Source organism: Acinetobacter baylyi DSM 14961 = CIP 107474, from assembly GCF_000368685.1.
In the GTDB taxonomy this organism is placed as follows: Bacteria; Pseudomonadota; Gammaproteobacteria; order Pseudomonadales; family Moraxellaceae; genus Acinetobacter; species Acinetobacter baylyi.
The window spans coordinates 19,553-46,377 of record NZ_KB849626.1 but is presented as its reverse complement, the minus strand read 5'-3'; the positions used below and the strand labels follow the sequence as shown (position 1 = coordinate 46,377).

Below are 26,825 nucleotides of genomic sequence, written 5' to 3'. Positions count from 1 at the left end.
AAATGATTAATCCGTTACTGTGGGGTTAATTGAATCAGGCTGCCATTGCGACCATCTTGAATGACCCAAATATTGCCATCATTGGCCGTAATTAACCCTCGAATCCGATGCTGCATGTTTACCCGCTGTACTTCTTGCACGGGTTTGGATTTTAGGTCAACCACAATAATTGCCTCAGAGGATAATCCACCAATAATCGCTTTATCTTTCCATGCAGGAAACTGGTTACCCTGATAAATCATCATGCTTGAAGGAGAGATAACAGGCGTCCAGCTCACTTCAGGCGCTTGAAATTCTGGACGGGTATCATGATCTGGAATCGACTTTCCTGAATAATGATCGCCATTCGAGACAATTGGATAACCATAATTGGCACCTTTCACAATCCGATTGAGCTCATCACCGCCTTTGGGGCCCATCTCAACCACCCAGAGTTGTCCTTGCGTATCAAAGGCCATACCAAGCGGGTTACGATGGCCCAATGACCAGATTTGCGCGGCAACACCGCCCTGACTGGCAAAGGGATTACCCGTAGCTGGTGTTCCATCGTCATTGAGACGTACAATTTTGCCCAGGTTGGAGTTCATATCCTGTGCTGGATCAAATTTTTGTCGTTCGCCTGAGCTGATCCAGAGTTTACCCTCTGCATCAAAAGCCAAACGGTGCGCATAATGACCTTGACCCGACATTTTAGGCACTTGCGTCCAGATCTTTTGAATGTCAGTCAAATGCGGTTGTTGTACGTTGGTCAGATCCAGTTTGGCACGAATTACCACCGCACCGTATCCACCAGTACCTGCTTCGGCATAACTCAGATAAATCCATGAGTTGCGGGCATAATCTGGATGCAGAATCACGTCACCCAATCCACCCTGTCCACCATAACTTACTTTCGGTATCCCCGTGACCTCCAGACTTTTTTTGGCGACAGGATCAAATAGTTTGAGTTTTCCTTTGCGCTCAGTGATCAGTAAGCGGCCATCAGGCAAGGCGCTCAGTGCCCATGGTTCATCAAATGTAGCAAGCGTTTTCTGATTAAATTTTTGATCCACTCGGGCTGCCTGTTGCACTTTAGCCGTGCTTTGCGATGTGGATTGAGGTGCATTTGAATGGGTATCGTTTGAACCACAGGCACCCAGCAATATAAAACTACTACATAATATCGACGTGGCAAATTGCTTCGTCATCTCATTATACTCCTAAGTCTTTGATCTTTTAGCATAAGAAAATCAGACTTAAGATATTGCTGTGAAAATGTAGTTTTGTTTTACCGCATATTTCCAAAAAGTTTTGATCCAATGATTTAAATATGAAGCTTCAATGGTCGTGTTCTTTCAGCGTTTGAACAATTTTACAGTGATCAATGGTGCTATTGGACTGGCAACGCTCACGCAACTGTTCGAGCTGAATTTTAAAGGTTTCAAACTGTCTAATTTTTTGATTAATATGTTCGAGATGCTCCTCAATGGCCTGATCAATAACGTTGCATTGTTGTTCAGGATGTTGGAGCAACTGATGTAATGCCTGAATTTCATTCAATGACATGCCGAGCTCGCGGCAGTGCCGTATAAAAATTAACTGATCCAGTGCCTGATCATCATAATAACGATAATTGTTTGGTGCACGTTGTGGTGCTTGTAATAGTCCACGCTTTTCATAAAAACGAATGCTATCGACAGAGATATGCGATTTTTTTGAAAGTTCGCCAATTAAATATTTCATCATCAGACTTGACCTTGGAGTGACTCCAGCCTTTTTAATCAGCTTATCTAAAGTTAAGGAAATTGCAAATGGCTGGCTGCTGTCATCATCACGAACCCCCAAAGCATCAAACATCGAAATTTAAAATTGCTCTATGGATTGCACTGTTGCTTAATCTGGGCATGTTTTTTATTGAAGTATTCGGTGGCGCGCATATCGGTTCAACCTCTTTATGGGCCGATGCTCTGGATTTTCTGGGCGACTCTATCAATTATATCATTTCAATATTTGCGCTTGGAATGAGCTTGTACTGGCGTGCTACCGTGGCCTTATTTAAAGGCTTGACCATGGGATTATTTGCATTGATTGTACTGGGCAAGGTACTTTGGTCGTATTTTTACGGTATACCCCCAGACGCCATTACCATGGGCATTATTGGCCTGATGGGTCTGATTGCTAATGTCATCAGTGCCTTGGTATTGTTTGCCTTTCGTGATGGCGATGCCAATATGAAATCAGTTTGGCTGTGCAGCCGTAATGATGCGATTGGTAATCTGGCAATTATGCTGGCAGCCTTAGGTGTATTTGGTACACACAGTATCTGGCCCGACCTAGTGGTTGCATTTATTATGGCATTTTTGGGCTTAAGTGCTGCATGGACCATTACACAGCAGTCACTTCGTGAGCGCCACAGTGAACATACATTACAGAAAATACAGGGCGATTAACGAATCCAACGTACAATGTAATCTTCGATGTCGTCCTCTTGTACATCAGTTTCCGAAATACAGCGCCCCGCAGCAGACTTACGCGCCTTGATGACACTTTGGCGTGAGCCTGTATTCAGATAATGCCATGAAGGTAAATTCTTGCCTTCATTTAAACGTCTATATGCGCAGCTAGAGGGTAGCCAGCGAATATGTTGTAATTTCTCTGGAGTCAGTTGAATACAGTCTGGAACCGATTGATGTCGATCAGCGTAATCTGAACAACGTGCTGTTTTACAATCTAGAAGTTTACACGCCACTTTGGTATAAGCAATTTCATTCGTCTCTTCATCTTCAAGTTTGATTAAACAGCACAAACCACAGCCGTCACAAAGCGCCTCCCATTCCGCCTGATTGAGTGCATCAAGCGCATAATGTTTCCAGAAAAACGGACGTAACTCAGGGTTCATAGTGCAATCAATTTGGAGGTGATACCTCATTATAACACTGTTTCTGTTTTGCATCGTTTACAAGGGTTTTGTAACAATATACTGAGATGATTCAATAGAATATACACATTCCAAACATAAACAACACATAGCATTCTGATCAACGGCCCTATAGTTAAGGAACGATAAATATAAGGAGAATACAACTATGTTTCGTTGGGCAATAATATTTGCAGTGATTGCATTGATCGCAAGTCTATTAGGGTTCGGTGGTGTTGCTGGCTTATCTAAAGATTTTGCAGTGATCTTATTGGTGGTTGCAGTTATTTTGGCAATTGTCGGTTTTATCTCACGCGGTCGAGTATAGCGACTCATTTATACCACAAGGTATACGGTACATAAAAAAAGAAGGATCAATTGATCCTTCTTTTTTTATGTAAAAGAAATCAGAGCGCACACCACTTTTTTAATGAAATTCATTACACTCAAGTCTCTGCGCATCTCATATTTTATGCTTTAATCGTTTCAAACCGAACTTGATGCATACAAGGATTCCACAAATGACGGCAAATATTACGACACGTGAAATTGAATATACTGCAAATGATGGTACGTCTTTCATTGGTTATTTTGCAGCACCAGCCAATGGACAGCCAGTTGCAGGCATTTTGGTGGCCCCTGAATGGTGGGGAAGAACGGATTACACCTTACAGCGTGCGCGTGAACTGGCCGAACACGGTTATGCAGCGCTTGCGATTGATATGTATGGTGATAAAAAGGTCACGTCAACAGTTGCCGAGGCAAGTCAATGGATGAATCAGACGTTTGAAGATCCCGATACCATTGTAAACCGCGCGAGCGCAGGGCTTAAAACACTCGCCGCACAGCCAGAAGTTGATCCTGAGCGACTTGCCGCGATTGGTTTCTGCTATGGCGGGAAAGTAGTACTTGATCTGGCACGTTCTGGCGCAGACCTTAAAGCAGTTGCATCATTCCATGGTACGCTAGCGCCTAAAGCACCTGCCAAGAAAGGTCAGATTCAGGGAGAAATTCTGGTTTTGCATGGCGAAAAAGATAGCATGGTGACGCTTGAAGATGTTGCTAAATTTAAAGAAGAAATGAACAATGCAGATGTAAACTACAATGTGATAGTGTTTGAAGATGCTAAACATGGTTTTAGTAATCCCCTTGCGGATGAACGTGCCAAAGCCAATGGTGTCGATTTAGGCTATAGTGCAACAGCAGAACAACAAAGTCTGGCTGCCATGTATTCATTGCTTGAGCGAACTTTATCGATATAGCAAATTTGCATTGTAGTGAAACAAGGGTTGAGAGAAAAATATAAACTGAGGATATGATGATGACTGATAAAAAATGCCCTTATTGTGAATTTGATGATTATGATGTCATTGATAAAAATGATTTTGGGGTGATTTTGCCTGAAGCAAAACCGCTTTCCAAAGGACATTCCATCATCATTCCGATTCGTCATGTCGGTTCTTTTTTTGAAGTAACCGATAAAGAACGCAAAAGCTTGATGTCACTGCTTGAATTGGCACGTAATGAGTTAAAAATCCGTCATCAACCTGATGGATTCCATGTCGCGTTTAATGATGGCGATGTGTTTGGAGAAGAATCTGAGCACTTACACATTCACATTATTCCACGTTATAAAGGTCAAGAGCTAAAGCTCGATAAACGCTGGGGAATTTTGCAGGATTAATTTTGCAACCCAGATTTAGCAAAGGGGATGACCATATGGTGATCCCCTTTTGCATCGCTATTTTTCTTTGACATAGTCTGCCAATCGCAATTTGGGTATACTGCCTGCTCTATGACCGCACGTTGTTTCCATGTCTGAATTTTCTTTCTCCGATGCCCTTCTCGACTGGTTTGATCAGCATGGCCGACACGATCTTCCATGGCAAGTTGCGGATGATCCTTATAAAGTCTGGGTATCTGAGATTATGCTCCAGCAAACTCAGGTCAAAACAGTACTACAATACTTTGATCGTTTTATGGCACGCTTTCCCACAGTTGCTGATTTAGGCACAGCAACCTGGGAAGATGTCGCACCCTATTGGGCAGGCCTCGGCTATTATGCGCGTGCACGTAATCTGCATAAAGCGGCTGCAATTGTAAAACAAAATGGTCAATTTCCAGAAACACTCGAACAATGGATCGCATTACCAGGCATTGGCAGATCAACTGCAGGTGCCCTGATGTCACTCGGTTTACGCCAATATGGCGTGATTATGGATGGTAATGTCAAACGCGTTCTCTCACGTTTTTTTGCGATCGAAGATGATCTGTCGAAACCCATACATGAACGCGAGCTATGGGCTCTAGCAGAAAACTTATGCCCCGTTGAGCGTAATCATGATTATACTCAGGCTATTATGGATCTGGGTGCTACTATCTGTACACCTAAAAAACCGCTATGCCTGTATTGCCCAATGCAACAGCACTGTAAAGCACACCAGCAAGGCATCGAAAACGAACTTCCATTTAAAAAAGCCAAGAAACCTGTTCCTGTTCGGACAGCCGATGTCATTCTTATTCGTTCAAATGCTCAATGGCTTTGGCAGCAGCGCGATTCACAAGGGTTATGGGGCGGTTTGTGGTGTTTACCTATTCTGGATAATTCTGCTGCCATTCAGGCAATGATTCAGCAATTTGACTTAAAACAAATAGCCGAGACCTTACAAATCAGCCATAGTTTCACCCATTTTACATGGTTACTCAATGTACAGACGTTCCACGTGGAACAAGACCAGATGGAATATATAATGACTGAGCTTCGAGGTCAGTGGCTCACGCCTCTAGAGGCAACTGAACGTGGTATTCCGACCGCGATGAAAAAATTGATCGCTGCCGTTGATTCATGAGATAGTCAGGCATGGATGATTCTCAAGGAATGTTTGTGCGACACTCTATTTCATATTACCTGATAGCTTTGGTTATGGTGATGTTATCAGCCTGTACCACTACACCTAAAAAGAACCAGCCATTGCCCAGCGCTCAGGTTGAGCGCTTAAGATCAATCCCCCTAGATTCACATCTCCCTATTCCAGTTAAAGGCATTAAACGTAGTGAATTGACCGATACCTGGGGAGCGGCACGCAGCCATGGTCGACGTCACGAAGGAATCGACATCATCGCTCCACGTGGAACAAAAGTATACAGTGCGACACAAGGGATCATTGCAGATTTACGAGACAACCGCCTGGGTGGTAAAGTGATCTGGATTTTGGGGCCAGCAGGTTCATGGCATTATTATGCGCATCTGGATGGACACAAGCGTGGTTTATCTGTGGGTGATTATGTCAAACAAGGTACACTGATTGGCTATGTCGGAAATACAGGCAATGCACGCGATACAGCCACCCATTTACATTATGGTATTTATCTTGAGGGTAAAGGCCGTGGTGCTGTGAATCCTTATCTATATTTACGTTAGGAAAATAAGTTATGTCCGAAGCCTTGATCAATCGTCTGGTAGAGTTTGCCGAATCTGGTAATCAACAAAAAATTTGTATTCATCAAGAGACCCATCAAGGCTGGATTATGGAAATTTCAGAAGATGCCTTACTCATAAGTACCGGTTATGCTGATAAATCAGGTAAGGATGTCTGGATCAAATTTGAGGATCTAGCTCAAGCACAATTGTATTTTTGGGATAACCAACTTGATCAATGGCAGCTGTTTACGCTTTAGCATCTTATAGGTATCCAAACGGTTGCTTCACTTTTTTCATCATAATAATATCCATGGGGAATGGTTTGTAACTCAATCAACATTCCCCATGGTGAAAGTGCATAAATACTTGCACCTTGTGGTAAGCCTAACTGTAACTCTACAATTCTTCCCTGTCTGGGTTGATCATTGAGGGTCAAGCCGTCGTAGCACCATTTTGTGCCCAATGCCTGCTCAAAAAAAAGCGTAGCCTGATCTAAATCTGGAACGGTAATTCCAATATGATTGATTCCGCGAGGAAGCTCTCCTATTTGATCAGATGCATCACTCACAGTTGAATAAGCGCTTGTTTTCATCTGAGTTCCCCAAAATATTATTGATCTTTCAAGATAAATCAGTGCCTCTTTTATTTTGCATCTGGCAACGCTTTTAAAACAAAACTGTTAAAAACTGATGCAGACTGATTCAAAACATATCCATTTATTCAGATAAATAAGTTTAGAATAAATGCTCTTTCAATGATCTAATGGTTTTGTCCAATGACGCAATTCTGGCAACACATCAGGCTTGCTCATTCGCATCACATCCCAATAAGACTTGATTACGCATTTCATTAAAACGAGAAATAAAATAGCTCATGACAACCATAAAACGCTGTGGCTGGTGTTCGGATGATCCGCTGTACATCGCTTATCATGATGAAGAATGGGGTAAACCTGAATACGACGAAGCGAAACTCTTTGAAATGTTGTGTCTTGAGGGGCAACAGGCTGGGCTTTCATGGATTACCGTTTTAAAAAAGCGAGAAGCCTACCAGCAACATTTCTTCCAGTATTGTATCGATGACATTGCCAAGCTTACAGATGATCAACTGGAACTCAAATTAGAGGATAAAGGCTTGATCCGACACATTGGTAAGCTTAAAGCGATTCGCGATAACGCCATTGCCTGGCAATCACTTAAACAGCAGGTAGAGGATGTTTCAACATGGTTATGGGAAAGGGTGCAACATCAACCAGTAATTAATGATGTTCCAGATTATCGGCAAGCCCCTACTCAAACAGAGCCTAGTGTTGAATTGTCGAAACAACTCAAAAAACTTGGATTCAAATTTGTAGGCCCAACCACCTGTTATGCCTTTATGCAAGCGGTTGGCATGGTCAATGATCATGAAAATGATTGTTCATTTAGATGATTTTAATGGTGAGGATGTTCTGTCATGACAACTAATGTGATTCATGCTTATGCTGCAATGCAGGCAGGTGAAGCACTCGTGCCTTATTCGTTTGATGCAGGCGAACTGCAACCACATCAGGTTGAAGTTAAAGTCGAATATTGTGGGCTGTGCCATTCCGATGTCTCGGTACTCAACAACGAATGGCATTCTTCGGTTTATCCAGTCGTGGCAGGTCATGAAGTGATTGGTACGATTACCCAACTGGGAAGTGAAGCCAAAGGACTAAAAATTGGTCAACGTGTTGGTATTGGCTGGACGGCAGAAAGCTGTCAGGCCTGTGACCAATGCATCAGTGGTCAGCAGGTATTGTGCACGGGCGAAAATACCGCAACTATTATTGGTCATGCTGGTGGCTTTGCAGATAAGGTTCGTGCAGGCTGGCAATGGGTCATTCCCCTGCCCGACGAACTCGATCCGACCAGTGCTGGTCCTTTGCTGTGTGGCGGAATCACAGTATTTGATCCAATTTTAAAACATCAGATTCAGGCTATTCATCATGTTGCTGTGATTGGTATCGGTGGTTTGGGACATATGGCCATCAAGCTACTTAAAGCATGGGGCTGTGAAATTACTGCGTTTAGTTCAAATCCAAACAAAACCGATGAGCTCAAAGCCATGGGGGCCGATCACGTGGTCAATAGCCGTGATGATGCCGAAATTAAATCGCAACAGGGTAAATTTGATTTACTGCTGAGTACAGTTAATGTGCCTTTAAACTGGAATGCGTATCTAAACACACTGGCACCCAATGGCACTTTCCATTTTTTGGGCGTGGTGATGGAACCAATCCCTGTACCTGTCGGTGCGCTGCTAGGAGGTGCCAAATCGCTAACAGCATCACCAACTGGCTCGCCTGCTGCCTTACGTAAGCTGCTCGAATTTGCGGCACGTAAGAATATCGCACCTCAAATCGAGATGTATCCTATGTCGGAGCTGAATGAGGCCATCGAACGCTTACATTCGGGTCAAGCACGTTATCGGATTGTACTTAAAGCCGATTTTTAATTTTATGTAGTCAATCTGGCAATCAGTTTTGATTGCCAGATTTTAACAATGCTGTTTGACCCAATCTGCTAGAAAAATAATCGCTGCATGATGCTCGTTTTGCAAAGCATGTCCGACACTCAGCCGGATAAAATGTCCATAACGCTGATCTTCACCAAATACCGTACCTGGCACAATACTAATGCCCTGTTGCTGGGCAACCTCATATAAAGTCACACTATTGATATTGTCTGGTAGTTCAAGCCATAAGGCATAGCCGCCTTGTGGCTGACTTAAACCAATGGTTAAAGGCGCAAACGCATTTAAAATGACATCGCGATATGCTTCGACCTGTTGCATCAAGCGTGGATGTAATTGGTTAAGATGCCTACGATAGCCACGACTAAAAATAAAATCGGCCAGCGCCAATTGTAGTGGGGTATTAACGGTCATATTGTGTGACAGGAATCGTGGACGCATAGGTTCGAGTTGTGACCCGATACAAAACCAGCCGACCCGATAAGCACTGGATAAAGATTTTGATACCGAACTGACCCAAATCACATAGCCGGCCTCATCCCAATACTTAATTGGTCGTGGCCGTTGACCATGATGACTACATTCTGCGTAAATATCATCTTCCAAAATAATACATTGATAGCGTGCCGCTAACTGCGCAATTTTTTGCTTATCTTCATCGGCCAGACAATAACCCAGCGGATTTTGATAATTGGCGGTGAGTAAACATAATTTCGGCTGGTGCATCTGCATGGCCTGTTCAAGGCGGAGTAGATCAATGCCCGTATGGTCTGCTGGAATCTCAATAATGTGCCGATTGAGGCCCGCCAATAATTGAAGCTGTCCGTTAAAAGTTGGCGTTGGAATCAGGATGCTATCCCCTTCCCGACTTAACTGTTGAATCAATAATGACAATGCAGGCATGCAACCATTGGTAATAAAGATATCGTTTGGCGCCACATAAATGCCATCTTCGCGCCAATGTTCACTCAGTGCCTGACGTAAACGCAAATGGCCCTGCTTTTCACAATATAAAAAATCTTCGGGTTTGCAATATTTCAAGGCTCTTTGTATCGAGCGACGTAAGCCATCAATTGGAACCAATTCTGGACTGAGTTGAATCGCACCAAAGGGAATCAGATGATTCTGGATGGAAGCCTCCTGAATCTGATTCTGTAGCATCAGATTTGAAACCTGACGTGGCATCGACTCAAATTCTGGACTCACAGGCAAACGGCTGACATTACTTTTCGGTTTAACGAAATAGCCAGACTTGGGTTTGACGTAGATCAAACCCTGCGCCTCTAACCATTCATAACAACTTTTTGCAGTGCTGATACTCACTTGATGCTGAGTCGCAAAATCACGCAATGAACTTAACTTTTGCTGAGGTAATAATTGTTGCTGATAAATTTTGTGCGCAATCTGTTGAGCCAGTCGCTGATAGTAAAACGTCATATCTGTACTTCTTTTTTATAAAAATCTGTATCTGTAATGGTTTATACAAACCGATTAATCTTTAAAAAGCAACGGATACGAGATAACATCATGAAAAAATTATGTTTTATTTTTATATTTTTCCTAACCGCGTGTCATCCTTTAGATGCCAAACAGCAACAACAGGATTATATTTGCCAAAGCATGATTCAAGGCTATTTAAAAATACAGCAACTGTATAATTATCAATTTTGGCGCAGTGAGGCACTTACGCCCAATCAAATGAACTACTGGTATCGCCCTGTCAGTGAACACGGTTTAATGATTGGCGAATTAAAAACACAACAGTTGGTATTCGAATGCAGTCAGGATCAGAATGTTTTTCGTTTGCAACGGCCTTATGAAAAAGCACCGTTACTCAAGGTTCAGCTTCCGAATACAGCACTATAACGCCTGTGTGGTTGAAAATTGCTGACTAAGTTCATCGGCTAAAAAATCAATAAATAAACGTACACGTTTAGGTAAATGCTTTTGTTGATAATACACCGCATGAATATGTTGCAACTGAATTTCAATCTGGTCTTCAAATAAGGCAATTAAACTGCCAGCCTGTAAATCCTGCCAGATTTCATACTCAGATAAACGTGCAATGCCATGACCACGCAGGGTCAGTTGCCTTACTGTTTCGCCACTCGATGCCTTAATTTGAGGATGAACGGTGATGTATTCATCTTCAATCTTTAAAGGCCATGTATTTAAATACACAGGCTTGCTAAACCCGACCAATTGATGCTGAAACAGTTCTTGTGGATGGCTCGGTGTTCCAGCTTTTTTTAGATAGTCTGGACTTGCCACAATATATAATCGACTTTTGCAGATCAGTCTGGCATGCAGGCTTGAATCGTGCAGCGCACCAAAGCGAATCGCAACATCAGTTTTGTGCTGCAATAAATCAATGACCTGATCATTACTATTGAGTTCAATCTCGATATGTGGATAAAGCTGCATAAACTTTTGCATCAGGGGGGCCAATACATGCAGTACAAACGGTGTGGCAGAATCGATGCGAATCAAACCTGAGGTATCGCTATCCGATTTTAACAGTGCTTCTTCGGCATCTGATAGATCGGCCAAAATCGTCCGTGCCCGCATCAAAAATAAACTGCCCTCTTGGGTGAGTTTAATTTTACGCGTGGTTCGTTCCAGTAAGGTGACATTAAGCTTCTTTTCCAGTCGGTTCAGAGAACGACTCACGCCAGATGGTGTTTGCTGCAACTGCTCTGCCGCGCCGACAATCGAACCTGTATCTACAATGGTAATAAACGCAATTAACTCTTCTACAGTCGATTTCACAAGTCATACCATTCGTGACAATTAAGCAAAGATATTTTGCTCATTCATGTGTTTTTCCGCAACAATAATCGGATCAAAATGTTCAGCATCTGATGAATAAATCGGTTCTTTGTAGAGAGAATCTAATTAAGGTTTGAGGTGACATGATGATCGTTCCAAAATTTGGCTTAGGTACATTTCGTTTAAACGACCAAATTGTGATTGATTCGGTGAAAACAGCACTGGATGTTGGCTATCGCGCGATTGATACGGCGCAGATTTATGACAATGAAGCACAAGTCGGTCAAGCGATTCAGGAAAGTGGGATTGCACGCGATCAGCTTTTTCTCACCACCAAAATCTGGGTCGATCATTTGAACTCTGAACAACTGATTCCAAGCTTGAAGCAAAGTCTGCAAAAATTGCGCACCGATGCCGTCAATTTAACCTTAATCCATTGGCCTGCACCTCAAAAAGGGATCGATATTGCAGCAGTCATGCAGCTATTGTTACAGGCCAAACAGCAAGGCTTAACCGAGCACATCGGAATCTCAAACTTTAATATTGCACAGACCAAAACAGCGATTGAGAGTATCGGACAATCGCATATTGCCACCAATCAAATCGAACTCAGTCCCTATTTGCAAAATAGAACACTGGTGGATTTTTTAAAAGCGCAGCAGATTGATGTGACCTCTTACATGACACTGGCCTACGGTAAGGTTTTACACGATCCTGTACTTCAAGATATTGCTTCAGAGCATCAGGCATCGACGGCACAGATTGCACTGGCATGGGCTTTACAAAGCGGTTATGCCGTCATTCCATCTTCAACCAAACGCGAACATCTCATCAGCAACTTAAAAGCTCAAGAAATTCAACTCAGTCAGCAAGACATGCAACTCATCGCAGCACTCGAACGTAACGGACGTGAGGTTGATCCTGCCGAACTTGCACCTGAATGGGATTAGAAAGGCGACCTATGAAAACTAACTTTCCGCTACTGGCCTTGGCAATTGGTGCTTTTGCCATTGGCACCACAGAGTTTTCACCCATGGGATTGCTGCCCAATATTGCGCATGATCTCAATATCAGTATTCCTACCGCGGGCATGCTAATCACAGGTTATGCCTTAGGCGTGATGCTGGGTGCGCCGATTATGACCTTATGGTTTGGTCATTTTTCACGGCGCAAAGCCCTGATACTGCTCATGACACTGTTTACTGTTGGCAATCTGCTGGCTGCGGTCGCACCCAATTACTGGAGCCTAATGGCAGCACGTCTGATCACCAGCCTAAATCACGGTGCATTTTTTGGGATCGGATCTGTGGTAGCTGCCAGCGTGGTGCCCGTACATAAGCAGGCCAGTGCGGTTGCCAGTATGTTTATGGGTCTCACCATTGCCAATATTGGTGGGGTACCATTGGCAACATGGCTCGGTCAGGTTATTGGCTGGCGTATGACTTTCTTTGCCATTTCGGGCTTAGGCTTACTTACCATGTGGTCACTGTATCAAGCTTTGCCACAAGGTTCGGCAGGACAACGCACAGATGTCAAAGCTGAGCTTAAAGTCTTGTCGCGCATACCTGTGCTCATGGCACTCATGACTACGGTACTGGGTGCCAGTGCCATGTTTACCCTGTATACCTACATTGCACCCAGTTTGACTGCATTTACTCATGCCTCCCCGATGTTTATTACATTTATGCTGGTACTTATTGGCATCGGGTTTTCAATTGGAAATCATTTGGGTGGGAAATTTGCAGATCTCTCACTCAACAAAACCTTGATCGGATTTTTATCGCTTCTCATTCTGATCATGCTCGCCTTCCCTTGGCTGGCTCAAAGCCATCTTGGTGCTGCCATTGCACTGGTAATTTGGGGGATCGCCACCTTTGGACTGGTGCCACCCGTGCAAATGCGGGTCATGAAAATTGCACATGAAGCGCCAGGACTGGCCTCATCTATTAATGTCGGCGCTTTTAATTTGGGTAATGCAGTCGGTGCCGCAGTTGGTGGTTTAGTACTCAGCCTTAATCTGGGCTATGCAGCAGTATCTTTTGCAGGTGCTGGTTTAGCAGGATTCGGCTTATTGCTGGTGTTATTACAGATGCGCTTAAGCCATTTAGTGTCTGGCAAACAGCAATGTTATCATTAAGCAAAAGCGCCTTCGGGCGCTTTTTTGCAGATATCACCAGGTTTATTTGAGCATCTCGGGGAGTTTGATATTCGCATTGGAAGTATCAGCCAGCTCCGATTTCATTTTCATGAGCATCTGGTACGGCTGCTGCTCTACAAACATATTCACGAAACTTAAAGGAATGCTTCCTGCTGGATCGGCATATCCCGAAGTCGTAACCTTGACTTTATCTGTGGCTACTTTTTGAAAAGTCCATTCGCCAACATACTGCTGTATGCGGATACGCCCGACTTGCTCAGGGTAAACACCAGAGAGGGACGTATTTTTAATATGAATAACGCCATTACTGGCTTTACTCAACTTACTTTTGACTACAACATCTCGATCTTTCAACGGAAATGGAAAATCCAGTACCATATAAAGCGTGTATTCGCCTTTTTTATCATCTCTCGATAAAATTCTGGCTTCGCCCATATAGGGCACCCATTTTGGTGCTCGATCTACATCCAGAATTAAAGATACTGCTCTTTCGATTGGTACATCAAAAGTGGTTTCAGCCTTGTACTGAATCGCGGGATTCTGTTCAGTTTTATACGTCCAAACCTTGATGTTATTACGGTATAGACTAAGTTTCTCATCAGGTGAGGTCGCATGTGAAGCAAATGATAGTAAAGCAATCAATATACTTAAAGATCCGAGTGTTTTATTCATGATCATCCTTATTCTATTGGTCTATCAAAAACAGTCATGAGCATGTGAGTCAATTTAATAATTTTTAACGACGGTCAGGTCGTTACTCATCCCAATGCACTGTTTATTTTTAGACGCTTTATTTTTCTATGGACACCAAACAGGCAAGAGAGCCCAACCTGTTTGGCATATCAGCCATGCTGATTTATTTTGATACAGAGATCAGCTTAAACCTGAATATCGTTAAAGCCTAAAACATCTTTCATGTCATATTTACGCGCTTCACGCCCAACCACCCATGCCGCTGCACGTACTGCGCCCGCAGCAAAATTCATACGGTTGGTGGCTTTATGAGTAATTTCGACACGCTCTCCTTCACCAATAAACATCGCCGTGTGTTCACCCACAATATCTCCACCACGAATGGTCTGGAAACCGATACTCTGACGCTCTCGTGGGCCTGTATGACCTTCACGGCAGTAAACGGCATCTTGTTTAAGATCACGCCCAAGTGTTTCAGCAATTGCCTCACCCATCATGAGTGCTGTCCCAGATGGCGCATCCACTTTATGACGATGGTGTGCTTCAATAATTTCAATGTCGACACTATCCCCAAACACTTTTGACGCAAGTTCAAGCAACTTGATCGTGACATTGACACCCACAGAATAGTTTGCGGCATAGACGACTGGGGTTTGGTGTGCCGTCTCGTTTAAAAGCTGCTTTTGTTGTTCTGAGAAACCTGTCGTGCCAATCACCATCGCCACACCCGCATCACCACAAAGCTTAAGGTGCTGTTCAGTTGCAACAGGTGCAGTGAAATCAATCACTACATCACAATCTTTTAAAACCTCTACCAGACTGCCTGAAATCTTGACACCGATGTGACCGATCCCTGCCAGCTCGCCAGCATCGCTTCCTACCAAGCTACTTTCTGGACGCTCTACCGCAGCGGCCAATTGATAGCCTGCCTGTTGGACAGCCTGAATAAGAATGCGACCCATACGGCCACCCGCACCCAAAACACCAATGCGTGGAGATGCTGACATAATCTAAATCCTAAATAAAAATGACCAAACTCGTGTTCTACTATATCAAAACTCAGGCTCGACGCTAAAATAATCACCATAAAAAAACCTGCCGCAGCAGGTTTTTTATCAATTTAGACTTAATCGAACAAACGATCAAAGAATGATTTTTTCTTTGGAGATGAGCTATGTTCGTCCCCATCGAGCGTGGCTTGCAACTCTTTAAACAATTCACGCTGACGACTGGTCAGGTTGACTGGCGTTTCAACCACAACACGGCACAGCAAATCTCCCACCATACTACTGCGTACTGGACGAACCCCTTTACCACGTAAGCGGAAAAGCTTGCCTGTTTGAGTTCCCTCTGGAATCTTCAAACTGACACGGCCTTCAAGTGTCGGAATTTCAATTTCTTTACCCAATGCAGCATCAGCAATGCTCACAGGAACGTCCATATACAAGTCGGCACCATCACGCTGGAAGATTTCGTGCTCACGCACCACCACTTCAACGTACAAGTCACCTGCCTGTCCATCACGAACGGCTTCCCCTTTACCACTTAGGCGAACGCGGTCACCATTATCGACCCCCGCAGGGATGGTCACTTCAAGCGTTTGTTGACGATCTGCCACACCTGAACCATGACAAGACTGACATGGGTTCTTAATGATTTTACCTTGTCCGCGACAGGTACCACAGGTTTGCTGAACAGAGAAGAAACCCTGTTGCATGCGGACTTGACCCGTACCATGACAAGTACGACAGGTTTCGACATCATTCGGATTTTTAGACCCTTTACCGTCACATACCTCACAAGGTGCAGGCGCAGTAAAAGTAATGGTTTTCTTGACGCCACGAACCGCTTCTTCAAGCGAAAGTTCCATGACATAACGTAAATCTGAACCGCGACGTTGACGCTGCTGCTGACGGCCACCGCCACCGAACGCACCACCAAAAATGTCACCAAACTGACTGAAGATATCCTCGGCACTAAATCCGCCAAAGCCTCCACCGCCGCCGCCTTCAAACGCATTATGACCCATGCGGTCATACATACTGCGCTTTTCACTGTCAGACAGTACTTCATAGGCTTCTGAAGCTTCTTTAAACTTATCTTCAGCTTCGGCGTTATCAGGGTTACGGTCTGGATGATATTTCATCGCCAACTTGCGGTAGGCTTTTTTGATCTCATCATCACTTGCGGTTTTCGAAACCCCTAAAACCTCATAATAATCTCGTTTAGCCATGACTGGCGATGCTCCTCACGCGGAATTTATTTAATACCTGATTGCGTGTAGGTTGGGGTTTTAAATTGAGTTTACAAGGGTAATATTTAAAAAAAATATGCGTTTTAAAAAACTGCCTTCTTTTTTAAATACTTAGACATACCTTTAATCCAGGTATTTAGAAGATAAAGCCATGCAATTGCTGCAAATACCACACCTGCAATCGTGAGCGCTGTCACCCACAGTGCACTGTTCCAAACAAAGAAAATAAGAGGAATAAACCAGAGTGCCGCAAAAGCAGACATGAGTAAGAATAGAACAGCACTGTGCATGATCCAGAGCGCATGCGAATTGATCCAGACTTCAGCACTTTCAGCCATAGCAACTTTTCGCGCAAGAAAATAAGCGACTGCAGCAAAAATAATGCTCACCAATGCAAGAAACATACAGACATAAGAAATCGTAATATAACGACGATGCTGTTTTAATTGGTCTTGCCCCATGCCTATCTAACCTCAAATTCATCACATTTGGATATTTTGTTGCAATGAACTTTTGCTGTGTTTTTTTGTGTTAACAATAAGGTGCTACTATATTGGACTTTTCAACATTTCGCACCTTTTATTCACAAAAAATTATGACAAAGTTGGCGTTTTTTTCACCTTAAACCACGCTGCATAAAGTGCTGGCAGAAAAAACAGGGTTAAAAAAGTCGCCACGATCAATCCACCCATAATCGCAACTGCCATTGGTCCAAAGAAAATACTGCGCGATAATGGAATCATCGCCAAAACTGCGGCCAGTGCGGTCAGTAAAATGGGTCTGAATCGACGCACAGTTGCATCAATAATGGCCGTCCATACCTCGTGACCTGCTGCAACATCCTGTTCAATCTGGTCAATCAGAATCAAGGCGTTACGCATAATCATGCCCGAGAGGGCAATGGTACCCAGCATCGCAACAAATCCAAAAGGTTTATCAAACAGCAATAAAAATAAAGTCACGCCAATCAGACCTAACGGTGCAGTCAAAAATACAATAAAGGCACGTGACAGGCTTCTGAGCTTAACCATTAACAGCGTCATCACCACTGCCAGAAATAATGGCATTCCAGCATTGACCGATTCCTGACCTTTGGCAGACTCCTCTACGGTACCGCCAACATCAATCAAATAACCATTAGGTAACTGACGACGCAATTCCTGCATTTGCAGTTTCATCTGATCCACGACAGTAGCAGGCTGTAACTGACTTCGCATATCTGCCCGAACCGTAATGGTTGGCAAACGGTCACGATGCCAGATAATGCCATCTTCAAAGCGATATTCGATACGTGCAATCTGTGCCAGCGGAACCGTACCCCCATGACTCGTCGGAATAGCAAGACTCGCCAGTGAAGCAACATCCACTCGCTCGGCCTGATCTCCACGCAAACGAATTTCAATCAACTCTCTTTTTTCACGATACTGATCAATTACCGTTCCAGTAATCGAACTGTTTAAGAAGTTCGCCAGATCGGTATTACTTACACCCAATTGTCTAGCCCGGTCCTGATCAATATTCAGCATAATCAACTTGCTTGGTTCACCCCAATCCAGATGAACATTGGTGGCATTTGGATTTTCAGCAATGACTTTGGCGACCTTTTGTGCCCATTCCCGCACCAGATTCTGGTCTTCACCCGACACGCGATATTGTAGTGGATAGCCGACTGGTGGCCCATTTTCAAGCAACGATACGCGGGTCCGCGCTTGTGGAAGCAATAACTTAATCTGTTGATCAAGTGAATGACGAATTTCGTTACGATCTTCCAAAGAAGATGCCAATACCACAAACTGGGCAAAACTGGCTTGAGGCAATTGCTGGTCTAAAGGTAAATAAAAGCGTGGCGAGCCCGTGCCGACATAGGCCACATAATTATCAATGCCTTTTTGCTGAGACAGAAAGTGTTCAACTTTTTTGACGGCCTGCTCGGTGGCTGTCAAAGAAGCACCTTCTTCAAGCTTGATATCCACCAGAATCTCTGCACGATTGGAAGGCGGGAAAAACTGTTGTGGTACAAATTTGAACAGTAGCAGCGATCCCGCAAAGAGTAATACCGTAGTCACAATGACGGTTTTACGATAGCGCACACATGCTTCGACCATGTTGCGAAAGGTCTGATAAAAGCGTGTCTGATAAGGGTCATGATGCTCTTGATAAGACGCCAGTTGGGGTACTGGCTGTTTACGTAGCTTGGCCCATATGCGTTGATACCAAGGCACACGTTGTTGCATCTGGTTAAAGTCTGGCAGTAATTTTTCACCTAAATAAGGGACAAATAAAACTGCCGCAACCCATGACACAATGAGAGCAATGGTCACGACCTGAAAGATAGAACGCGTATATTCACCTGTACTTGAGTTGGCAGTCGCAATCGGCAGGAACCCCGCTGCGGTAATCAGCGTTCCAGTGAGCATCGGAAAGGCTGTACTTTTCCAAGCAAATCCAGCAGCCTTGAGACGGCTATAACCTTGCTCCATTTTAATCGCCATCATTTCTACCGCAATAATGGCATCATCCACCAGTAACCCCAGTGCAAAAATCAGCGCACCCAAGGAAATTTTATGTAACCCCACATCAAAGATATGCATGCCTGCAAAGGTCATCGCCAGCACCAGTGGAATTGAAAAAGCCACGACCAGTCCTGTACGAAAACCCAGTGAGAAAAAGCTGACCAGCAAGACAATAATAACCGCCTCGGCCAATACCTTAATAAACTCATGAATACTACGCTGCACGGCAACAGGCTGGTCCGATACCTTTTCTAGCTTCATTCCCAAAGGCAAAGTATGCTGTAAATCGGAAAAAGTGGTTTCGAGATGTTTACCAAGCGCAATGATATCGCCACCTTTACGCATTGAGACTGCAATGCCAATACCGTTTTGTCCCATGAAGCGCATTCTTGGCTGGGCGGGATCACTAAACCCACGGTAAATTTCGGCCACCTCTCCTAACTGGATGGTTTTGTCTCCTACCAGTAAAGGTAGATGTTTCAAGTCTTCTACACGATTTAAATGGCCTGTTAAACGAACTTGTATTCGATCAGAAGGGGTTTCAAAAAAGCCCGCACTGACCATATTATTTTGCTGTTGTAAGGCCTGTTGAATGGCTGTGACAGGTACACCCAGTTGTGCCATTTTGGTGTTGGAGAGTTCAATCCAGATTTTCTGATCCTGCAATCCAACCAGCTCAACCTTGGCAACATCTGGAACGCGTTGTAATTCAAGTTGTAATCGGTCGGCATATTCTTTCAGAACCGCATAGTCAAAGCCTTCTCCTGTTAATACATAAATATTGCCAAAGGTATCGCCAAATTCATCATTAAAAAAAGGCCCCTGCACACCTACAGGCAGTTCCTGTTTAATATCATTGACTTTTTTACGAACGTTATACCAGACATCTGGAATTTGTTCAGATTTTAAAGAATCCTTGGCAAAAAAAGTCACCATTGATTCACCAGGCCGAGAATACGCCATAATATGGTCATATTGGCCCGTCGTCATCAGCTCTTTTTCAATGCGGTCAGTCACCAATGTAGAAACTTCTTTTGCCGTTGCGCCTGGCCAGTAGGTTTTGATGACCATCACCTTAAAAGTAAAAGGTGGATCTTCACTCTGAGACAGTTTGGAATAAGAAAAAATGCCCACAATCGCCAGTAGTAACATCAGATATAAGATTAAGCCTTTATTTTTTAGAGCCCATTCAGACAGATTAAAATTCATTGAACGGCTCCTGTCTGAATATTGACTGCACGGTTTTCACGGTCGATGGGTCTAATTTTTTGCTGATCACGCAATAAATGCACCCCGCCAACGACCACCCAGTCTGAACTTTTTAATCCTGAAAGGATGGTCACTTCATCTCGTCCATATGCACCCAACTGGACATTGACTTTTTGAATGGTGTTATTGGGCTTAACAATCCAGACATACGGCTGTTGCTTGGTCGCAGAGATACTGCTCATGGGAATACTTAACTGGCTTTGCTGTGGTGTAGCATTCAGAAAGACCCGTGCACTTTGTCCCATCTGAATCGATGGCTGTGCCTGCTTGAGTGCAACCTTGACACTAAAGGTACGCGACTGATCGGCTGCAGGCGCAATTTCACGTACGTAGGCTGCAAACTTTTGCTCAGGTTGCGACCATAGACTCATCCAAGCAGGCTGACCGACTTTGACAGACGAAATTGATTGTTCTGGCAGCCCAATGACGACTTCACGATCACCATCAATTGCGAGTTGGTACGCTGTTTGTCCCGCTGCGACGACTTGTCCAACCTCAATCAAACGTTCAGTGATCACTCCATTTTTATTGGCAAGTAAGCGGTTGTAGTTGGTTTGATTACTGGCAACATCATAATTGGAACGTGCCTGTTTTAAACTGGATTGCGCTGCATCATACTGATTTTTGATGGCATCATATTGCGAACGACTGACTGCATTAATCGGCAACAATTGCTGATAACGCTGTAACTCATCCGCTGCAATCTTGGCAGCCGACTGAGCATTATCCAACTGTGCCTTGGCTGCATTCAGTTGTAACTGGGCATCCTGTACATCAAGTTTGGCCAATACTTGGCCCACATGTACACGATCGCCTACCTCAACTAGACGCTCTATAATTTGTCCACCAACCCGAAACGACAATGCCGTCTGCTGACGAGCCTGCACTTTTCCAGCATAACTTTGCGCTTGAGACTGTGAAGACTGCGGCTGTGCCACCATAACTAAAGGTGCTTGTTCTAGATCTGCTGTTTGTTTATGGCACCCCGAAAGTCCCAGCATACATAACATGACCCAACCAGACAGGATCAAGAATATTCGATTCATGATGTCATCACTCTTATTCAAATTTATTTTTTAAGGCACAATATAGGGTTATCTTAGAGTGTTTGTTTTTTAATTAATATACCCATTGGTACATTAATTATTGTTTAGAGCTTATCTAGATGTTTTTTATTAAAATTTTATTGAGGATTTCGTGTGCAAGCATCAGGTAGACCTAAAGATCTGGAAAAACGTAAACGGATTCTGGAAGCAGCTAAAATCGCTTTCTTGAAGCACGGTTATCACAATGCCAGCATGAATCAAATTGCGAAGGATGCTGGGGTCACCAAACTGACGGTCTATAATCACTTTCAAGATAAGGCAAACTTATTTATTTGCGCGATTGAAGAAAGCTGCCAAGAATGCATTGCGACCCGAAATTTTCAGCTCAGCGCCGAAAATGATTTTCTTCAAAGCCTACATCATGTATGTGAATGTGCCATTTATACGATTTATTTGCCAGAAGCCTTAAAACTTGAACATGTTCTGTTTGAATTGGCTGCTGAACAAAGTCCCCTGACCGAAAAATTCTTTAATGCCTCTCATCAGCGATTATGTGGTTCCATGACGGATTTCTTTCAGCAAGCCAGCAATTTAGGCTTTATTCGCGCTGATATTCCGATCAAGCAAACCGAGCTGATTATGTCTTTGTTGCTGGGCTTAAGACATCATCATGTGTTACTCGGGATGGAGGCTGCTCCAAATACAGATGAGTTACAACAATCCATTACCGATGCCATCGAAATCTTTATGCTCAAATACGGTATTTAGACCAAAGCCGTATTGTATTTTTTGATGCTTTTTGCAGCACAGTTAGTTGCAGAACCATTATTTTTTAACTGATATTTTTTTAAGCAAAAAAAGAAAAGTTTTTTACTTGAGAGACTTGGATTGTCTACGAATAGCGGTATAGTCAAACAGAATAAGAATGGGAGAAATATAATGATTCAACAAATTGATGCTCCGCTGCGTGAGGATGTACGCTTACTCGGAAATTTATTAGGGGAAACGCTTAAGCAGCATGCAGGACAAGATTTGTTTAATCAGATTGAACAAATTCGTGCTCTCGCCAAAGGCGCACGAGATGGTCAAGCCGAGACTGAAAAAAAACTTGAACAGCTTTTTTTAGATTTAAAAGATGAAGAAATTCTGCCTCTCACCCGTGCTTTTTCTTATTTTCTTAATTTTGCCAATATTGCAGAACAATACCATGTGGTTCGCAGTAGAAGACGCAGCGAATTTGATGAGCAAGGTCCACCACCCAATCCTTTAATTCATCTCTTTGAAAAATTCAAACAGAATCAGATCAGTTCGAAACAACTTTTTCAACAGGTGTCTAATCTCAGTATTGAATTGGTTCTTACGGCGCATCCAACTGAAGTCAGCCGTCGTACCCTCATTCAAAAATATGATGATATCAATGAAGGACTTTCAAAACTTGATCAGCAGAAGCTCACGCCACGTGAACGTCAGCAAGTATTGGATGACTTAAAACAACTTATTTGCTCTGCATGGCAGACCGATGAGATCCGCCAGAATAAACCGACGCCTCTGGACGAAGCCAAATGGGGCTTTACCACCATTGAGCAAACGCTCTGGAATGCCGTTCCCAAATTTGTTCGTGAATTAGATACACTGGTACATCAGCATTGTGATGCTCATCTTCCACTCGATATTTCTCCAATCCGCTTTGCGTCATGGATGGGTGGTGACCGTGATGGTAACCCGAACGTAACGCATAATGTGACACAAGAAGTTCTCTGGTTATCTCGCTGGCAAGCTGCCGACCTATACCTAAGAGATATCGAGGACTTACGCTGGGAACTTTCCATTCAAGCTTGTTCTGAAGAATTAAGCCAGACACTGGGACGTCGTCATCCCGAACCTTATCGTGAATATCTCAGATCAACCCGCGAACGTTTAAAAGCCACACGCCAATGGTTATCGCTTCGATTACAGGGACTCGATGGTGATGACAGCCAAATTATTAGACATAAACAAGAGCTGTTAGATCCGCTATTGCTATGTCATCGCTCGCTCATGGAATGTAATCTACCAGAGATTGCCAATGGTAAATTGCTTGATTTTATCTATCGTGTGAATTGTTTTGGCATTGAACTCCTTAAGCTGGATATCCGTCAGGAATCAGGACGTCATCGTCAGGCAATCTCTGCCATTACCGAATATTTGGGCTTGGGCAATTTTGAATCGTGGACTGAACAGGCCCGACAAAACTTTTTGATTCAGGAACTACAAAGCAAACGCCCGCTTTTACCTAAATATTTGAATGAACCAGAAGGTAGTCTGATCGAACACCCTGATGTCAAGGAAGTGTTTGCCACCATGCGCACACTGGCTGAACAGCCCCCAGAAAGTTTGGGTGCCTACATCATCTCGATGGCTGAATACGCGAGTGACGTACTGGCTGTACTACTTCTGCAAAAAGAGGCTGGCATTTTACAACCGTTACGTGTTGTGCCTTTGTTCGAGACATTAAAGGATCTGGACGGCGCAGCCAAAACCATGGAAACCTTGTTTAATATGCACTGGTATAAGCAGCATATTCAGGGCAAACACGAAGTCATGATTGGCTATTCAGATTCAGCCAAAGATGCTGGATTTATGTCAGCCAACTGGGCTCAGTATCGCGCCCAGGAAGAACTGACTGCGGTTGCAAAATCACATGGTGTTCAATTGACCCTGTTTCATGGTCGTGGTGGCTCCATCAGCCGAGGTGGTGCCCCAACCCAGCAGGCGTTTTTTTCACAGCCGCCAGGTTCAATTTCTGGCGCAATCCGTGTGACAGAACAAGGCGAAATGATTCGCTTCAAATTTGGTCTGGAAGGGGTCGCATTACAAAACCTTGAAATTTATACTGCTGCGACACTTGAAGCGACATTGTTACCACCGCCTGTACCTAAACAGGAATGGCGTGACCTCATGCATCAGATGACCGATATTTCGGTGCGGGTGTATCGTGAGACAGTCCGTGAAAATCCGCATTTTGTGCAATATCTGAGGACTGTTACTCCAGAACTAGAACTCCAAATGCTCCCTTTAGGCTCTCGTCCAGCCAAACGTAAGGTAAGCGGCGGCATTGAATCGCTGCGAGCAATTCCATGGGTGTTTGCATGGACACAGATCCGTTTGATGTTACCCGCATGGTTAGGCACAGGGGCAGCCATTAATCAGGTGATTGATGAAAACAAAAAAGCGGTCCTAGATGAAATGCTGGCAGAATGGCCGTATTTTCAAACGCTTATTGATATGCTTGAAATGGTCTTGTCGAAATCGGATGCCAATATCGCGCTCTATTATGAATCTCACCTAACGGATAATGAAGATCTCAAGATTCTGGGTGAAATGTTACGCCAACGTCTGAACGATGCAGTACAGACACTTTTATCGATGAAAGGAGAATCCAAGTTACTCAGTAAAAATGATGTGCTGGATCAGGCCATGCAGGTTCGTAAGCCTTACCTGCTTCCATTGCATTTATTGCAGGCAGAATTGATGAAGCGCCGTCGGTTATATACGGCTCAAAGCAATGCCGAGCGTACACCTGTAGATCATGCCTTGATGGTAAGCATCGCAGGCATTGCCGCAGGACTACGCAATACAGGTTAATGTCTTTTATGATAAACCCGATGATCTTCAAGTGCTGAAGATTATCGGGCAACTTCTCATAACCATGAATTTAAAAATATTTTTTATAAAATTAAAATTTTATTTTTATTCATTGGTCAAAATCAATTATCTGATTTCACATTAAATAATATTTACCATTTGGTAAAATATCAGCATAAACTCATGATTTTGAACGGCTAAGATCAAGCTGACCAGATTAAGTATCGTATTTAGACAGAGTATCATATGCGCTAATCGGGTTTATTGAGTTTGTTTTTATGTCCAGCTGGTTTCCCAAATGGCGTCCCTATTCAGGTCAGATTGATCATCGTCCTGTTGCCACCAATGAATATTTACCTGCTGCACAAAGTGCGGTTTTAGGTATCCAGCATGCTTTTGCCATGTTTGGAGCGACTGTCCTGGCCCCCCTGCTGATGGGTTTTAATCCCAATCTGGCAATCTTGATGTCTGGTATATGTACCATCTTATTTTTTCTTTTTACAGGTGGTCGTGTACCTAGTTATCTGGGTTCAAGTTTTGCATTTATTGGTGTCGTCGCCGCCGCAACAGGACATGTAACAGGCTCAGGTGCCAATCCGAATCTTTCAATTGCCTTAGGCGGAATTGTCGCCTGTGGTGTTGTTTATGCAGCCATTGGTTTTTTGGTCATGCTGACAGGTACGCGCTGGATTGAGAAAATCATGCCGCCTGTGGTTACTGGCGCAGTCGTCATGATTATTGGTCTCAATCTGGCACCTGTCACGGTCAAAGGGGTTGCTGGCAATCCTTTTGATATGTGGATGGCTCTCTTGACTGTGCTATGTATGGGAACCATTGCGGTCTTCACCAAAGGCTTGTTGCAACGACTCCTGTTACTGGTTGGATTACTTATTTCTTATCTGATTTATGCAATCGTCAGCAATGGTTTAGGCTTTGGAAAAGCAATTGACTTTGGTCAGATTGCAACTGCACCTTGGTTTGGATTACCTGCATTCAGTGCGCCAACCTTTGAAACCAATGCCATGCTCATTATTGCCCCTGTCGCCTTGATTCTGGTGGCAGAAAATCTGGGACATATCAAGGCAGTGGGTGCCATGACGGGTGAAAACCTTACCCCACAATTGGGCAAGGCTTTTGTGGCTGACGGCATCGCCACCACGCTGTCTGGAAGCGTGGGGGCACCAGGGATGACCACTTATGGTGAAAATATTGGTGTTATGGCGGTCACTCGTGTCTATTCGACCATTGTATTTGTGATTGCAGGTCTATTTGCGATCTTCTTAGGTTTGTCACCAAAATTTGGTGCGGTGATCAGCACCATTCCTAGTGCAGTATTAACAGGTGCATCGATTGTTGTCTTTGGTTTAATTACCATTGCAGGCGCAAAAATCTGGATTGAAAATAAAGTCGATTTTTCAAATAATAAAAATCTGATTGTCGCAGCCGTCACCATCATTTTGGGCGCGGGTAATTTTGAACTCACTTTTGGTGAATTCAATTTAGGTGGAATTGGTACCGCAACCTTTGCCGCAATTTTGCTTCATCTGTTCTTTAGTCTAAAAGATAAAAGCTAAATCTGGATTGATCAAAACAGCAGCTTTTATCGCTGCTGTTTTTACGCTTAAAATCCTGCATATTTTGACATATTTTAGTATGCTCAAGATCTGTCTCAAAGGAATGTAACGG

At 43.7% G+C, this 26,825-nt stretch carries 27 protein-coding genes; 15 read left to right on the top strand and 12 right to left on the bottom strand.

Annotation, left to right across the window (positions count from 1 at the left end):
• Positions 1-14 precede the first annotated feature (14 nt).
• Together F952_RS04495 and F952_RS04490 are read right to left on the bottom strand one after the other, a co-directional pair.
• The gene (locus F952_RS04495) at positions 15-1,187 is read right to left on the bottom strand and encodes a PQQ-dependent sugar dehydrogenase (RefSeq protein WP_004923131.1); all 1,173 of its coding nucleotides are present in this window, start codon (positions 1,185-1,187) and stop codon (positions 15-17) included.
• A 130-nt stretch (positions 1,188-1,317) separates the two neighbouring features.
• Positions 1,318-1,725, bottom strand: coding sequence for a Cd(II)/Pb(II)-responsive transcriptional regulator (locus F952_RS04490; protein ID WP_004923128.1), 408 nt, complete (start codon positions 1,723-1,725; stop codon positions 1,318-1,320).
• A gap of 65 nt (positions 1,726-1,790) precedes the next feature.
• Between F952_RS04490 and F952_RS04485 the strand changes: the two genes are divergently transcribed.
• Entirely contained in the window at positions 1,791-2,429 is a 639-nt protein-coding gene (locus tag F952_RS04485; protein WP_004923126.1) for a cation efflux transmembrane domain-containing protein, read from the top strand.
• On the opposite strand, the gene F952_RS04480 is transcribed toward F952_RS04485, so the two are convergent.
• Positions 2,426-2,878: a YcgN family cysteine cluster protein gene (locus F952_RS04480; RefSeq protein WP_004923123.1), complete on the bottom strand. Its 453-nt coding sequence runs from the start codon at positions 2,876-2,878 to the stop codon at positions 2,426-2,428. The genes F952_RS04485 and F952_RS04480 overlap by 4 nt on opposite strands.
• Before the next feature lie 187 nt (positions 2,879-3,065).
• On the opposite strand from F952_RS04480, the gene F952_RS16670 reads away from it, so the two are divergent.
• The 6 genes from F952_RS16670 to F952_RS04450 all read left to right on the top strand — a co-directional run bounded on the left by F952_RS16670 (position 3,066) and on the right by F952_RS04450 (position 6,574).
• Positions 3,066-3,224 (top strand): DUF1328 domain-containing protein, encoded by a 159-nt coding sequence (locus F952_RS16670; protein WP_004679179.1) that lies wholly within the window; start codon positions 3,066-3,068, stop codon positions 3,222-3,224.
• 193 nt (positions 3,225-3,417) lie between these two features.
• Positions 3,418-4,158 (top strand): dienelactone hydrolase family protein, encoded by a 741-nt coding sequence (locus F952_RS04470; protein WP_004923120.1) that lies wholly within the window; start codon positions 3,418-3,420, stop codon positions 4,156-4,158.
• 59 nt (positions 4,159-4,217) lie between these two features.
• The gene (locus F952_RS04465; protein WP_026056905.1) at positions 4,218-4,580 is read left to right on the top strand and encodes an HIT family protein; all 363 of its coding nucleotides are present in this window, start codon (positions 4,218-4,220) and stop codon (positions 4,578-4,580) included.
• A gap of 130 nt (positions 4,581-4,710) precedes the next feature.
• On the top strand, positions 4,711-5,745 hold the full coding sequence (gene mutY / locus F952_RS04460) for an A/G-specific adenine glycosylase (RefSeq protein WP_004923115.1): 1,035 nt from the start codon (positions 4,711-4,713) through the stop codon (positions 5,743-5,745).
• 74 nt (positions 5,746-5,819) lie between these two features.
• On the top strand, positions 5,820-6,317 hold the full coding sequence (locus F952_RS04455) for a M23 family metallopeptidase (RefSeq protein WP_370458609.1): 498 nt from the start codon (positions 5,820-5,822) through the stop codon (positions 6,315-6,317).
• Positions 6,318-6,328: 11 nt separating this feature from the next.
• Positions 6,329-6,574, top strand: coding sequence for a hypothetical protein (locus tag F952_RS04450; RefSeq protein WP_004923110.1), 246 nt, complete (start codon positions 6,329-6,331; stop codon positions 6,572-6,574).
• Here the strand turns inward: F952_RS04450 and F952_RS04445 are convergent.
• Positions 6,571-6,909: a VOC family protein gene (locus F952_RS04445; protein ID WP_004923108.1), complete on the bottom strand. Its 339-nt coding sequence runs from the start codon at positions 6,907-6,909 to the stop codon at positions 6,571-6,573. The two genes, F952_RS04450 and F952_RS04445, sit on opposite strands and share 4 nt — an antisense overlap.
• 281 nt (positions 6,910-7,190) lie before the next feature.
• Between F952_RS04445 and F952_RS04440 the strand changes: the two genes are divergently transcribed.
• Positions 7,191-7,748 carry a DNA-3-methyladenine glycosylase I gene (locus F952_RS04440; RefSeq protein WP_004923107.1) on the top strand — a complete coding sequence of 186 codons (558 nt, stop codon included), beginning with the start codon at positions 7,191-7,193 and terminating at the stop codon, positions 7,746-7,748.
• 24 nt (positions 7,749-7,772) lie between these two features.
• On the top strand, positions 7,773-8,795 hold the full coding sequence (gene ahr / locus F952_RS04435) for an NADPH-dependent aldehyde reductase Ahr (protein WP_004923105.1): 1,023 nt from the start codon (positions 7,773-7,775) through the stop codon (positions 8,793-8,795).
• Between the two features lie 42 nt (positions 8,796-8,837).
• Here ahr and F952_RS04430 read toward each other — a convergent pair whose 3' ends face one another.
• Positions 8,838-10,250 (bottom strand): aminotransferase-like domain-containing protein, encoded by a 1,413-nt coding sequence (locus F952_RS04430; RefSeq protein WP_004923103.1) that lies wholly within the window; start codon positions 10,248-10,250, stop codon positions 8,838-8,840.
• Positions 10,251-10,340: 90 nt separating this feature from the next.
• Between F952_RS04430 and F952_RS04425 the strand changes: the two genes are divergently transcribed.
• A complete protein-coding gene (locus tag F952_RS04425) occupies positions 10,341-10,679 on the top strand; it encodes a hypothetical protein (RefSeq protein ID WP_004923102.1) in 339 nt (112 codons plus the stop codon).
• Here the strand turns inward: F952_RS04425 and F952_RS04420 are convergent.
• Positions 10,674-11,582, bottom strand: coding sequence for a LysR family transcriptional regulator (locus F952_RS04420; protein WP_004923100.1), 909 nt, complete (start codon positions 11,580-11,582; stop codon positions 10,674-10,676). The genes F952_RS04425 and F952_RS04420 overlap by 6 nt on opposite strands.
• Before the next feature lie 146 nt (positions 11,583-11,728).
• On the opposite strand from F952_RS04420, the gene dkgB reads away from it, so the two are divergent.
• Together dkgB and F952_RS04410 are read left to right on the top strand one after the other, a co-directional pair.
• Positions 11,729-12,532 (top strand): 2,5-didehydrogluconate reductase DkgB, encoded by an 804-nt coding sequence (gene dkgB / locus F952_RS04415; RefSeq protein WP_004923098.1) that lies wholly within the window; start codon positions 11,729-11,731, stop codon positions 12,530-12,532.
• A gap of 11 nt (positions 12,533-12,543) precedes the next feature.
• A complete protein-coding gene (locus tag F952_RS04410; RefSeq protein WP_004923096.1) occupies positions 12,544-13,719 on the top strand; it encodes an MFS transporter in 1,176 nt (391 codons plus the stop codon).
• Between the two features lie 42 nt (positions 13,720-13,761).
• Here F952_RS04410 and F952_RS04405 read toward each other — a convergent pair whose 3' ends face one another.
• The 6 genes from F952_RS04405 to F952_RS04380 form a co-directional block, all read right to left on the bottom strand.
• Positions 13,762-14,412 carry an START domain-containing protein gene (locus tag F952_RS04405; protein WP_004923091.1) on the bottom strand — a complete coding sequence of 217 codons (651 nt, stop codon included), beginning with the start codon at positions 14,410-14,412 and terminating at the stop codon, positions 13,762-13,764.
• 206 nt (positions 14,413-14,618) lie between these two features.
• Positions 14,619-15,440, bottom strand: coding sequence for a 4-hydroxy-tetrahydrodipicolinate reductase (gene dapB / locus F952_RS04400; protein WP_004923088.1), 822 nt, complete (start codon positions 15,438-15,440; stop codon positions 14,619-14,621).
• A gap of 119 nt (positions 15,441-15,559) precedes the next feature.
• On the bottom strand, positions 15,560-16,666 hold the full coding sequence (gene dnaJ, locus F952_RS04395; protein WP_004923086.1) for a molecular chaperone DnaJ: 1,107 nt from the start codon (positions 16,664-16,666) through the stop codon (positions 15,560-15,562).
• Positions 16,667-16,770: 104 nt separating this feature from the next.
• Positions 16,771-17,148: a hypothetical protein gene (locus F952_RS04390; RefSeq protein ID WP_004923082.1), complete on the bottom strand. Its 378-nt coding sequence runs from the start codon at positions 17,146-17,148 to the stop codon at positions 16,771-16,773.
• Between the two features lie 132 nt (positions 17,149-17,280).
• Positions 17,281-20,409 carry an efflux RND transporter permease subunit gene (locus F952_RS04385; RefSeq protein WP_004923080.1) on the bottom strand — a complete coding sequence of 1,043 codons (3,129 nt, stop codon included), beginning with the start codon at positions 20,407-20,409 and terminating at the stop codon, positions 17,281-17,283.
• Positions 20,406-21,515, bottom strand: coding sequence for an efflux RND transporter periplasmic adaptor subunit (locus tag F952_RS04380; protein ID WP_004923077.1), 1,110 nt, complete (start codon positions 21,513-21,515; stop codon positions 20,406-20,408). The genes F952_RS04385 and F952_RS04380 overlap by 4 nt, the downstream gene beginning before the upstream one ends.
• Before the next feature lie 153 nt (positions 21,516-21,668).
• Here F952_RS04380 and F952_RS04375 point away from each other — a divergent pair, with 153 nt between their 5' ends.
• The 3 genes from F952_RS04375 to F952_RS04365 all read left to right on the top strand — a co-directional run bounded on the left by F952_RS04375 (position 21,669) and on the right by F952_RS04365 (position 26,713).
• Positions 21,669-22,283, top strand: a complete 615-nt coding sequence (locus F952_RS04375) for a TetR/AcrR family transcriptional regulator (protein WP_004923074.1) — start codon at positions 21,669-21,671, stop codon at positions 22,281-22,283.
• A gap of 171 nt (positions 22,284-22,454) precedes the next feature.
• Positions 22,455-25,139 (top strand): phosphoenolpyruvate carboxylase, encoded by a 2,685-nt coding sequence (gene ppc / locus F952_RS04370; protein WP_004923071.1) that lies wholly within the window; start codon positions 22,455-22,457, stop codon positions 25,137-25,139.
• 278 nt (positions 25,140-25,417) lie between these two features.
• Positions 25,418-26,713 (top strand): solute carrier family 23 protein, encoded by a 1,296-nt coding sequence (locus F952_RS04365; protein ID WP_004923068.1) that lies wholly within the window; start codon positions 25,418-25,420, stop codon positions 26,711-26,713.
• The last annotated feature ends 112 nt before the right edge of the window (positions 26,714-26,825 follow it).